General features: G+C 39.1%; 9 protein-coding genes. 1 reads left to right on the plus strand and 8 read right to left on the minus strand.

All coding sequences use genetic code 11. The features are described 5' to 3' along the window. Positions 1-151 precede the first annotated feature (151 nt). From HRT55_RS00880 to HRT55_RS00915, 8 genes are all read right to left on the minus strand, one after another. Positions 152-5,464, minus strand: coding sequence for a response regulator (locus tag HRT55_RS00880; RefSeq protein WP_291618126.1), 5,313 nt, complete (start codon positions 5,462-5,464; stop codon positions 152-154). Positions 5,465-5,651: 187 nt separating this feature from the next. After that, positions 5,652-6,200: a tRNA adenosine(34) deaminase TadA gene (tadA, locus tag HRT55_RS00885; RefSeq protein WP_291618128.1), complete on the minus strand. Its 549-nt coding sequence runs from the start codon at positions 6,198-6,200 to the stop codon at positions 5,652-5,654. Beyond that, positions 6,197-7,354, minus strand: a complete 1,158-nt coding sequence (gene hemW, locus HRT55_RS00890; protein ID WP_291618130.1) for a radical SAM family heme chaperone HemW — start codon at positions 7,352-7,354, stop codon at positions 6,197-6,199. The genes tadA and hemW overlap by 4 nt, the downstream gene beginning before the upstream one ends. A gap of 37 nt (positions 7,355-7,391) precedes the next feature. Further along, on the minus strand, positions 7,392-8,003 hold the full coding sequence (gene rdgB / locus HRT55_RS00895) for an RdgB/HAM1 family non-canonical purine NTP pyrophosphatase (RefSeq protein ID WP_291618132.1): 612 nt from the start codon (positions 8,001-8,003) through the stop codon (positions 7,392-7,394). A 146-nt stretch (positions 8,004-8,149) separates the two neighbouring features. Further along, positions 8,150-8,590, minus strand: a complete 441-nt coding sequence (locus HRT55_RS00900) for a DUF4426 domain-containing protein (RefSeq protein WP_291613881.1) — start codon at positions 8,588-8,590, stop codon at positions 8,150-8,152. A 110-nt stretch (positions 8,591-8,700) separates the two neighbouring features. Further along, positions 8,701-9,246, minus strand: a complete 546-nt coding sequence (locus tag HRT55_RS00905; RefSeq protein WP_291618134.1) for a YggT family protein — start codon at positions 9,244-9,246, stop codon at positions 8,701-8,703. Positions 9,247-9,343: 97 nt separating this feature from the next. Next, positions 9,344-10,165 carry a pyrroline-5-carboxylate reductase gene (proC, locus tag HRT55_RS00910; protein ID WP_291618136.1) on the minus strand — a complete coding sequence of 274 codons (822 nt, stop codon included), beginning with the start codon at positions 10,163-10,165 and terminating at the stop codon, positions 9,344-9,346. 15 nt (positions 10,166-10,180) lie between these two features. Further along, complete coding sequence (locus HRT55_RS00915; RefSeq protein WP_291618138.1) at positions 10,181-10,900, minus strand: YggS family pyridoxal phosphate-dependent enzyme; 720 nt, start codon at positions 10,898-10,900, stop codon at positions 10,181-10,183. 128 nt (positions 10,901-11,028) lie between these two features. Here HRT55_RS00915 and HRT55_RS00920 point away from each other — a divergent pair, with 128 nt between their 5' ends. Then, positions 11,029-12,072 (plus strand): type IV pilus twitching motility protein PilT, encoded by a 1,044-nt coding sequence (locus tag HRT55_RS00920; protein ID WP_291613885.1) that lies wholly within the window; start codon positions 11,029-11,031, stop codon positions 12,070-12,072. Positions 12,073-12,088 lie beyond the last annotated feature (16 nt).

Here is a 12,088-nt window from a genome sequence, read left to right on the forward strand (position 1 = left end):
ATTAGTATTATTTTTATTTTGCTGTTGTTACACCTCTATTAATACCTTAATGTGCTTGGCATATCAAATTTAAGCGAATAAAATAACTCTAAAAAGTGGATACTCTAGCCTTCGCTAGAGCGGCTAAAAGTCATAAGTTTTTCGTTTGTTATTAACTCTTGATGAGCTTTTCATTGATTACTTGTTTTAATTCTTGCTCAAGTGCTTGATAAGCTAATTGCATTGCTTGGAATAGTGTATCTATTTGAGCATACGCAGGGGGAGATGTTGTTAAATAGTGATTAAAGTTACGGGTGTGATGGAGTAGTGCGTGAGCACTTAAGTTTGCTGTCATTCCTAAAATTTTATGGCTGATTTCATGTTGCTGTTTGTTATCTTGTTGGCGAATACCTAGGGCTAACGCGCTAAGTTGTTTGGGCGCATCGTCTAAAAATAATGCGATAAGCTTGTGTTGAAACTGCTCATTGTTATTTAAACGCTTACTAAATTCATCCCTTTGCCATACTATCAGTTGCTCTTGCTCTTTAGGTAAAGGACCATCACTGTCAGCGGCTATTTTTTCTGGCACTTTAACTAGGGGCGGTAGCTCAAGTTCATTAAAGACTGCTGGGCTAATTGTTTCAGCTTCAATGACTAACTCAGCGTACTGTGTAAGCTTTTCTTTTAGTTTTACTGGATCAATGGGTTTGCTTAAGTAATCCGTCATCCCAGCGGCCAAGCACTTTTCTCTATCTCCTTTCATGGCATTGGCGGTCATAGCGATAATCGTTACCGCCTTATTTTCGTCACCTGCTTCTCCTTGTCGGATGGCTGCAGTCGCTTGATAACCATCCATTTCAGGCATTTGACAGTCCATTAAAATAATATCATATGGCGCCTTACCTTGAGTTGCTTGCCCCTTTATTGATGGACCGTTTGCTAATTTACCTTTCGTTGATTTAAGAAAAGTTAAGGCCTCTAAACCATCAACGGCAATGTCTGGCACGATACCAAATTCAGCTAAAATATGACGAGCGACTTCTTGGTTTATACGGTTGTCTTCTACCAATAATAATCGACACTGACTTAAACTGATATGATCGTTACCTTGCTCGGAAGATTCAACACCTTTTAAGTAGTGGCGAGTGATAAGTGGCAATTTTTGTGATGAACTTGTACTTTGTGATAAACACAAGGTTAAAGTTTTAAATAAGTCTTTTGTTATGGCTGGTTTTGGGAAATAAGCTGAAAAGCCAAGATCTCTGAAGTAGTTTGCATCACCCCGAGCGGCCATAGAAGTCATCATTACCAGCTTTATCTCTTTTAAATTAGGGTTGTCTTTTACATTTTTAGCCAATGACGCACCATCCATATGGGGCATATACATATCAAAAAAGGCCATTTTTATATTTGCTTGCTCTTGATTTTTCGCATTACTTTCAAGTAAAGCTAACGCGGCTAAGCCACTTTCGGTTTCATAAACAATTGCTCCCCAATGCTCTAATTGTGTTTTTAATACAAATCGATTAGTAGCATTATCATCAACGATTAATATGGGCACGTTATTGATATCAACATCAGGCAGCACAATTTTGGCTTGTTCACTTTTTGCTAAACTTACCGTAAATGAAAAGTTAGAGCCTTGTCCTAAAGTACTGGATACTTTTATATCACCTTGCATTAGTTGGCAGAGTTGTTTACAAATGGCGAGACCTAAGCCTGTACCTCCGTACTTTCTGGTTGTTGATGCATCAACTTGAGTGAAGGATTGAAATAAATTGGCAATCTTATCGGCCGGTATTCCTATGCCGGTATCACGAATACTACAATGCAGGGTTAGCTGACTTTCTTCATTGTCATTAACAGCCTTCTCTTCGACTAATTTTGCCGAGATGACTATTTCACCTTGCTCGGTAAATTTAATAGCATTGCCGGTTAGATTATTAAGGATTTGTCTGAGACGTCCGGGATCGCCTTTGACATGACTCTGTTGGATGCCTCTATTATCTAAAATAATCTCAATGTTTTTTTCTTGGCTTTTTAAAGCGAGTGATTCACTAAACTCACCAAAGAGATTTCTTAGGTCGAAATCTATCACTTCTAAATCCAGTTTACCTGCCTCTACTTTAGAGAAATCCAGAATATCATTGATTAAACTCAGTAGCGCTTCGGCACTTGAATTAGCCAGCTCCACCCGATGCATTTGTTCTTCGCTTAAATCATTTCTCAGCAGTAAGCCAAGCATGCCAAGGATGCCATTCATTGGCGTACGAATTTCATGGCTCATACTGGCAAGAAATTCAGCTTTATGGCGAGCTGTATCTTCCGCTAATTCTTTGGCGGCAATGTGCTCTTGTTCAACAGCCTTACGCTCAGTAATATCAAAGTTAACACCGGTCATTTGCACGGCGTCACCATTACTATCGAGTTTTACTAAAGCCATTGCTTTAATGTGTTTTACTACTCCTGTGGGGGTAACGATTCTAAATTCATAATCAAAATTTTTCTTTTTTTCAATGGCATCTAAGACTGCTTGATTAGCAGAGTCGATATCTTCAGGGTGTACAGATTTTTGCCAATCAGATAAATTGCCAACAAAGTTTTGTGGCGTTGTTGCATATATTCTATGCATCCATTTATCCCAAGTCAGTTTGTCATTAGCTATATTATATTGCCAAATACCTATGCCTGCGGAGTCAGTTGCTAGGCTTACTCGCTCGTTCACTTCCATTAAGGCGCGTTGATGTTGCTCTTGCTCTAACTCGAGTAATTCTTCTTTTGAAATGTCTCGGATAATGCCAGTAAAAACTATGCCTTGTTCACTGGTGACCTTTGATATAGATAAGTGGATGGGGAATATTTCCCCTGATTTTTTCTGTGCGCGTAATTTTCTACCTATGCCCATTATATGAGCTATGCCAGTTACTTTATATTGATTCAGGTAGTCATCATGTTTTGAGCTTTGTTGAATGGGCATTAAAGTACGAACATTTTGATTAAGCGCCTCTGCCTCGCTATAACCAAACATTTCTTGAGCCGCTTTGTTAAAAGCAATGATGTCGCCTTGTTCATTGATAGTAATAAAACCCTCCGCGGCACTGGAAAATATGGCATTTATTTGCTCTGAGCTTTGTTTTGCCAGTAATGCCGAGTGTTCTTGCTCACGCAGAGCAAATTGCATCTGGGTAAATAGATTATTAAAGCTACGTGCGAGCACACCAATTTCGGTGCTACTTTGGGTGGGTAGTGTGCTTAAAGTATTAGATTGCTCATAATTTTCTAAGCTATCTGTTATTTGCTGTAATGGCGTGGCAATACGCCTAGCGGCAACGGTTGCTATGGCTAATGCAACTAAAGCTAAGGCACTACCCAGTAATAAGCTACGAATTCTAAAGGCCGCTAGCGTTTGTTCCATTTCAGTACTGTCTTTTAGTACCAATAAGTTAAGTTGATGAATGTTATCAAAGCGATTTAAATTGACTTGCTGATAATGGCCTAGAAACTTATGGTCATCAATAGTGACACTCTCCATCCTATATTCGGTTAATTTCTCATTAATCACAGGTGCTAACTCAGGAAATTCATCTTGTATTAAATAACGCTGTGCTAGGTTGAAACCAAAGGTTTTACTATTGTCAGGGTGTGAAACAAAGTCGCCCTCTTCATTGGTTAAGTAAAAAGATAATTGGCTTAACTCTCTGGTTTTAAGTTGGCTAATAAAGTCGCCAAAATTTATATTAACGATGATAAGGCCAAATATATCACCTGTGCTTGGATGGTAAATAGGTGTTGCTACTCGTAAGACCGGTTTATGAGGTTTTTCAATTTTACCGTAGTTCTTAGCAAGCTCTATTTTGGAGAAATATACTTGGCCAGGGTCTTTATTTATAGTGGCTTTAAAATATGGACTAGTGGATTTCTGCTGTAAACGAGACTTTGGTATAACGATACTTTGGCTATCATTGCGGACATTAATTAATTCTTGGCCGTTATTAGCGATACCTATGTAACGGATTTGATAATAGAATTCTTTATTAATGAGGAATTCACTGAAGGTTTGCTCAATTCGTCTTTTCCACAATCGGTAGTTATGATCATCACTACTTTCAAAAGACTCAAGCATCCCTTGCACTCCAGGAGAACGACTCAAAAATAAGATGTCAGAATTGGCTTGGCTGTAAAGTTGTTCAATCATAGGTTCAACAAGGTTACTTTCAATAGCCACTTCATTGCTGGTTTGTTGAGTTAACAAGCGCTCAGTTTCGAAATAGAATAAAAAGCTTACCAAAGTGCTAACACTTAATACCAAAATAAAAGCGGCAATAGGTATTTGCATGCTAATAGAGTATCGAGCATGACCAACCTCTAACAACTTGTTTTTCAATAGTGCATCGTTAGTTAAATTTTTCAGCGAAGTCATATTTTCTTGTGAACTAGTTCGCGCTTCTTGGCTCAGTTTATTTATAGAGGTTACTTTTAAATCAAGAAGTAAGCCAATAAAAGCACAACCGTAAGCCAGTATTTTCAAGCTATGGGCAATATTAAAGTGATTATCAAACAATGCCGTTGAACCAAAGGCCATATGAATTTGTGTGGTGACCTCGGGGATAACACTAAGTAATAAGCCATATTTGGCTAAGGTGGGAAATTGCTTATATAAGTTGATAAATAAGCTGCCGGCAAAGATAAATAAACCTAAGGGTAAGACATCATAAGGACGAGTGATCAGAGCATTTTTAAACATTGTTTGCGGTAAGCTGGTGCTATTCGCGGCAATATGAACTAAGACATAAGCTAGGGTGATAAAGCAAAGGCCGATAATGAGTATTGCTCGATAATCCTTTTTACTCTTTGCTTGTGCATATTCAATACTATTTTTGTCAGCTTTGTCAGCTTTGTCAGCTTTGTCAGCTTTGTCAGCTTTGTCAGCTTTGTCAGCTTTGTCAGCTTGCCGCTGCCTTGCGTAAAGCATAAAAGATATCAGGGTACCGGTTATCATAATACAAGCATTAAATATCCGTGATAAAGCCCAAGTAAAAGGAATGAAATCGGTATTTGCTGCTTGTGCTGAAATAATACGAGTGGCGGCTAACGTGTGAAAGGCATCGACTGAGCCAGCACAAAAAATTGCCATGCCCATTATAGGGATAGCAACATCACGATGGATACGGTAATGCACCAATGCCAGAATAAAAGTAAGTAAAGCTAAAACTACCGCAGACCATTCTAGTAATGTGTGATGAAGCGCTCCGGCAAGGGCATTAAACAAGTTGTTTGCTTCAATCGCTTGATTAGGTTTTAAGGCGGTGATGTTGGAAGAGAAGTCGAGGCCCAATAAATTGAGTAGGCTAGGTAGTAAACACAATACCAGCACTATAACTAAGAAGCTTTTTTTCTTGCTATCAAAAAATGTGGTGTTAGTGATTGGATTAGTTACTTTTTGACCTGATCTTTCTTTTGAATTACGTGCAAAATAAGCCGACATAGGGGTTCTTCCATGAGCCATATACTGCATGATGAGCTTATTAGTTTGTTAATTTCTTAATCATGAGAAAATGAGAGAAATTAACAAAACTAAATAAGAGGAATACTTATAAGTTAGCACAGGGTTGAATATTCGCCATCAATTAGCGGCTATTTCTAGTGGCAAGTTTTTTCGGCGATATTTATTATTAAAGAGCGGCTTTATTGGCGGCTTGTTTAGCTTGTTTTTTTTCTTTTCTACGTCGTTTAAAAAAAGCAGATAGCAGTTGGCTACAGTCTTCTTGCATTATATCTGAGCTTATTTCCAACTGGTGATTTAGCTGTGGATTATTGACTAGGTTAAAAGCACTACCTGCGGCGCCAGTCTTAAGGTCACTGCAGGCATAGACTAAGCGCTTTATTCTACTATGAACTAATAAGCCAGCACACATAGGGCAGGGCTCAAGCGTTACGTATAAAGTACAGTCTAGTAGTCGGTAATTATTAAGATATTCTCCCGCTTGCCTAATAGCATTCATTTCCGCATGGCTTGACGGATCGTTAAGCATAATAGACTGATTAAAGCCTTCAGCAATAATCTTGCCTTGATGCACTACCACAGCACCTACCGGAATTTCATCATGTAGCTCAGCTTGCTGAGCTAGCTCGAAGGCCCTTTGCATAAACGTTAAATCAAGCTGGCGTTGTTGCTCAGGGCTTTGTGTTGACAGCGAGTTTGATGGCGGTGTTAGTGTCATAAGAAAATTTCCAACAGGTCATTTAGATATCTTTGTCCTGTTGTCGTGACCAGCCAATATTCTTCATTGTCTCGCGTTTCAAAAGCCATGAGTTTCTTTTGCTGAGCTTCTTTAAGTAGCGGCAGTACGGAGCTGATTGTGAGCCCTGTGCTTTTTTGAAATTGCTCGACACTAAAAGCACGATGTAGCCTTAACTGGTTCATCATAAACTCAAATGGGCGGTCACTGTTATCGACTTCTGATAATTGATCTAAGTAATCGCGACTTTCATCCAAATAGCCTTTAGGGTGCTTAACCTTAACCGTACGCATTATTTTTTGTGTACGGCTATCGGAAATTTTTCCGTGGGCGCCACAGCCAATACCAAGGTAGTCGCCATATTGCCAGTAATTTATATTATGCTGGCATTGGTAACCTGGCTTAGCATAGGCTGAAATCTCATATTGGATATAACCCGCTTCTTTAAGTAGTTCTACACCCCTATCTTGGATGTCCCACAAAACATCATCCACGGGTAATTTCGGTGGCTTAGAGTGGAAAATAGTATTAGGTTCAATCGTTAACTGATACCAAGAAATATGATGAGGGTTAAGACTAATGGCGATTTTTAAATCGTCTAAGGCATTCTCCAAAGACTGGTTAGGTAAACCATGCATTAAGTCTAAATTAAAACTGGTCACTCCGCTATCTGTGGCTAGTTTTGCCGCAGTTTGGGCTTGATTACTATCATGGATACGTCCTAGTTTTATCAACTTATCAGATGCAAAACTTTGTACACCAATAGACAGTCGCGTTACACCCGCATTGTAAAAGCCAATAAACTTGTCGGCTTCAACGGTGCCGGGGTTGGCTTCTAAGGTGATTTCAATATCTGCTTTATGGTCAAAGCGACTCAGCACCTGTGTTAGTAAGCTTTTAATTGATGCCGCTGAAAATAAACTCGGTGTTCCGCCACCAATAAATATTGAGTGTAACGGGCGATCGTTTAAGGCAAAACGGTTAATATCGGCATCTAAATCGGCAATTAAAGCGCTGACATAATCCTGTTCTGGAATAGCGCTTTTAACGGCATGGGAATTAAAATCACAATAAGGGCATTTTTCCACACACCATGGAATATGGATGTATAGTGAAAGTGGCTGGTTTTCTAACATATTTAACTACCTAACATAAACACAGGTTTTAAAAAATTTACTTTGCAGCAAGATTAAGTTTTTCAACCAATTTTGCTAATGCTTGACCACGATGACTGCGTTGGTTCTTTACATCTCGTGTTAATTGCGCGGAGGACATTTGTAAATCGTTTTGCCAAAACACCGGATCATAACCAAAGCCTTGCTCACCTTGTTTACTTCTTGAAATAGTACCTTGCCAAACACCATGGCAAATAAGTGGTGTTGGATCATTTTCATGTTTCATATAAACCAAAACACAATGAAAGCGTGCCGTTCGTTGCTCATCCGGGGTATTGGCTAAAGCGGCGAGTAACTTGTTGGTATTATCATCATCGGTTAGTTGACCTTGGGTGATGTCGGCAGCGTAACGCGCAGAATAAACACCCGGTGCACCATTTAAGGCATCAACTTCTAAACCAGAATCATCGGCAATAGCAGGTAAACCCGTAATTTTTGCCGCATGACGGGCTTTAATAATGGCATTCTCGACAAAGGTAGTGCCTGTTTCTGCAACTTCTGGTACATCAAATTCACTTTGCGGAACTACTTCAAGACCTTGCTCAGCCAATAAGTGTGCTAACTCTTTAACTTTTCCTTGATTTCCTGTGGCTAATACTACTTTTGACATGATGTTTACCTGTGGCTATTGCGAGTTTTATGGATGATGTTTTTAAGGCGCTATTCTACCTTATACTGGCCTGTATCGCTAAAATTAAGGCTAAAAAAAAGAGCTGTAAAAAGCTCTTTTTTAATAACTAGTTAGGTTATTTTATCTTAATCAACATAGAATTTTTGTGAAAATTTTAATTGCTGTTTTTCTTTACCATCATTAATCATAATATCAAAATGAAGGGTTTCTTCATTGTGATAGCTTACTTGGGCGAGATAATAAATAGCCTTACCTTCTTTGACTTCTTTAAAGTCTAAGTCTTTAAATTGCCCTAGGTTGTTTTTAGCTTTACCGGTAATACTCACTGATTTAGCGGGTGTGCCTTTCTGGCTATTGTCTAATACCGAAATATTGATTAAACCATTGTATCGGCTGCGGGTAATACCATAGACCTTAGCTATCTCAGGGGTGAAAAAGGTTGAACCAATAGCCATGTAATGTACATTCATAGAGCCTAATTTTTTCATGTTTTCAGCGCTAACACTGGTCATCACAAACAAGCTAAGGCTAAGTGCTATAAGTAGTTTGATGATTGAAGTTTTCATGTGGATCTCCCAAAAAAAGTACTGCGGACTTAGAACTGTGCTATTACTCTCTTTTATTATAGAACAGTTCTAAAGTAAGTTAAGTTCAAAAATATAGGCAAACTGCTATTTTATAACGCGCCCCAATAAGGCAGTGAACTTGCCAACAATATATTGATGACATTCATCGCCAAAAACGCAACTAACATGGATAAATCTAAACCACCCATATTGGGGATTATTTTGCGAATAGGTCGTAAAAAAGGGTCGGTTAATTGGCTAATTACCATTAATGTAGCATTGTAGCCTTTTACTACCCAACTCATGATAGCCATGATGATCATCAATACAAACAGTAAGAAGCCCGCTTGTTTTAATAACACTAATAAACCGATGTAAAACGCTAAAACACCTAAGCTTTCACCGGATAAAGCCGCCAGAGTAACAAATTTTAATGTTGCGACAATATAAGCAACAACTATGGTTGCCAGGTCTATCCCGCCGAATCCAGGAATAATTCGGCGCAGTGGTACCACTAATGGGTTACTTACTTTGACAATGAATTGGCTTAATGGGTTATAAAAGTCAGCTTTTACCCATTGTAGCCATATGCGCATGATTAAAATCATTAACAAGGCGTCGAAGGCGAATCTAAGCAAATAAATAATTGCTTCCATTGGTTTTCCTCTAGTTAATTTTAAATTTGGTAATTAAATTTGGTAATTAAATTTTTAATAATAAGTTTCTAATTAAAAATCCTGTAAATGAAATGAACTATTTAGCCATTTCTTCAGCACGAGTAATTGCTGCACCCATGGCGTTTTTCACCATTTCTTCGATACCATCATGCTTAAATTGCTCTATTGCTGCATGGGTAGCACCACCTTTTGAAGTGACATTAGCACGCAATGTAGAGATAGCATCGTCATTATGGGCAACCATTTGTGCAGCGCCAAGGGCCGTTTGCTGTACTAACATACGACTTTCTTGGGCAGAAAAACCTAAATGTTGCGCTTGTTTCTCCATAGCTTCCATAAACAAGAAAAAATAAGCCGGAGCAGAGCCTGCAACGGCGATAATATCATTAATCTTATCTTCTGTGGCAAGCCAAATTATTTTGCCAACAGCAGTCATAAGCTTCTCGGCAATTGATTTTTGCTCTGTGCTAACTTCAGTTGAGGCATATAAACCGCTCATTCCTAAACCCAACTGTGCTGGCGTGTTAGGCATAACGCGAATCACTGGCGGCAAGTTTACCTGGCTGTTTTTTGATAGCGCTAATTGAATCTGTGCCACCGTAGTCCCAGCGGCAACAGAGATAAACAGTTTTCCGGAAATACTGATAGCCTGACTTATTTGTCGGCAAACGTCAGTGATAAAGTGTGGTTTCACACAAAGCACAACTACATCGGCAAATTCACTGGCTTTATTATTGTCATCAGTTTGTAAAACGCCGAATTCTTGCGCAAGATTTAGTCTCTTTGCTGCAGATGGGTTAGAGACCATGATGTTTTGTGCTGCCACACCTGAGTTGACTAGGCCAATAATAATCGCACGCGCCATGTTACCGGCACCAATAAAGGCAATTTTGTTCATAACGATGTCCTAAGGTTAATTTTTAACTGTTCGTTCGCCAAATATGGCGGTACCAATTCTCACCATGGTTGAACCGTGAGCCACCGCTTGTTCCAAATCATTAGACATACCTAAAGAAAGGGTATCGACACTGGGGTACTGTTTTTTCAATTGTGCAAATAATTGCTGCATTTTTTCATAGCAGGCGCTGCTGGCGTTTTTTTCAGGTACGGCCATTAAGCCACGTAAGGTGAGTTTATCACAGTTGTTGACAATTTCAGCGAGCGGAAAAATGTCATCAATAGCAACACCTGATTTTGACTCTTCATTGCTAATATTCACTTGTAAACATATGTTTAGCGGAGTATTGTGACAATTATTATCTTGGATATGTTGATTTAAGCGCAGGGCAATTTTTTCTCTATCGACACTATGAACCCAAGAGAAATTACTGGCGATTTGTTTGGTTTTATTCGACTGAATTGGGCCAATAAAGTGCCAATTTGCCTCATTTAAGTGTGCCAGCTGGGCTATTTTTTCTATGGCTTCTTGCAGGTAATTTTCACCAAAATCATGTTGCCCGGCTAAATAGGCCTGCTCGATGAGGGCCGCTGGCTTAGTTTTACTGACTGCTAGTAGTGATACTGGCAATGATTGCTTTGACTGCTCACTAAGATGAGTTAATCGACCACTTTTCTGGCAAGCTTGCTGAATTTGCGCTTTAATTTTATCAAGATTATTTTTAATGTTTATCATGTGAATTTAGCGTGAACTTTTTAACTTATATTATTTTCTGGATAGTATAACCTATTAAATTATTACCGATAAAAGATAAAAACATTATTTTTTATCACCCTATTTATTACCGTATAAAAGAGGCTTTTATGGATATTACCGAATTACTTGCATTTAGCGTACAGCATAACGCATCAGATTTACATTTATCAACGGGCACACCACCGTCAATTCGTGTAGATGGTGATATACGTAAACTTAATATCCCAGCTTTTGATGCAAAAGATGTTAATGCTTTAGTGTATGACATTATGAATGACCGTCAGCGCAAAGAATATGAAGAAAATTTAGAGGTGGATTTCTCCTTTGAAGTTCCAGGATTAGCGCGCTTCAGGGTGAATGCTTTTAATCAAAATCGTGGTCCAGCAGCCGTATTTCGTACCATCCCAAGTAAGATCTTGTCACTTGACGACTTAGGTTGTCCGGAAATATTTCGGGAGATTTCCGATACCCCGCGCGGCTTAGTTTTAGTAACTGGGCCTACCGGCTCAGGTAAGTCAACTACCTTAGCGGCCATGGTTGATTATATAAACAATACCAAACACGATCATATTCTTACCATCGAAGATCCTATCGAGTTTGTGCACGAGAACAAAAAGTGTTTGATTAACCAGAGGGAAGTCCATCGTGATACTTTGAGTTTTTCAGCCGCATTGCGCTCTGCCTTACGTGAAGATCCCGATGTTATTCTCGTTGGTGAAATGCGTGATTTAGAAACTATTCGCTTAGCCATGACAGCAGCAGAAACGGGTCATCTAGTCTTTGGTACACTGCATACTACTTCAGCGCCAAAAACTATTGACCGTATTATTGATGTTTTTCCGGGTGAAGAAAAATCTATGGTGCGTTCTATGCTTTCTGAGTCATTACGAGCCGTTATCTCTCAAACCTTGATTAAAAAGGTTGGTGGTGGTCGTGTTGCTGCCCATGAAATAATGATTGGTGTACCCGCTATTCGAAACCTGATTCGCGAAGATAAAATAGCGCAAATGTATTCGGCTATTCAAACCGGTATGCAACACGGTATGCAAACCATGGATCAGTGTCTGCAAAACCTAGTAAATCGCGGCATGATTACCAAACAAGATGCCATGGAAAAAGCGGTTGATAAAAATCAATTTTCAGGTTTTTAGAACCTAGCTTTTGCCA

Source organism: Colwellia sp., from assembly GCF_013214175.1.
In the GTDB taxonomy this organism is placed as follows: domain Bacteria; phylum Pseudomonadota; class Gammaproteobacteria; order Enterobacterales; family Alteromonadaceae; genus Colwellia.